Genomic DNA, 571 nt, shown 5'->3' with positions numbered 1-571 from the left:
TTTTGCTGCAGCAGATCATCAACGGTCTGGTTCTCGGCAGCATGTATGCCTTGATAGCCTTGGGCTACACCATGGTGTACGGCATCATCAATCTGATCAATTTCGCGCACGGTGAAGTGCTCATGGTGGGGGCGCTCACGAGCTGGTCCATCATCGGGCTCATGCAGTCGTCGATGCCCGGCACGCCGGGCTGGCTGATATTGATCATCGCGCTGGTCATCGCGTGCGTCGTCGCCGCCACGCTGAACTTCGTGATCGAGAAGGTCGCCTACCGGCCGCTGCGCAACTCGCCCAAGCTCGCACCGCTGATCACCGCCATCGGCATGTCGATCCTGCTGCAGACGCTGGCGATGATCATCTGGAAGCCCACCAACAAGGCCTACCCGACCCTGCTGCCTTCGGACCCCATCCACATCGCCGGCGCCGTCATCTCGCCGACGCAGGTGATGATCCTCGGCGTTACCGCGGTCTCGCTGGCCATCCTCATGTGGCTGGTCAATTACACGAAGCTCGGCCGCGCGATGCGCGCCACCGCCGAGAACCCGCGCGTGGCCGCGCTGATGGGCATCCG

Annotated in this window: 1 protein-coding gene; it reads left to right on the top strand. The window is 62.9% G+C overall.

Translation table 11 applies throughout. From position 1 onward, the window contains the following. Positions 1-2: 2 nt before the first annotated feature. The coding region (locus AC07PU_RS42470; protein ID WP_495323668.1) for a branched-chain amino acid ABC transporter permease at positions 3-571 on the top strand (569 nt) is incomplete at its 3' end.

The organism is Variovorax sp. GW821-FHT10D07, from assembly GCF_059415325.1.
This window is presented reverse-complemented; position numbering and strand designations above follow the sequence as displayed.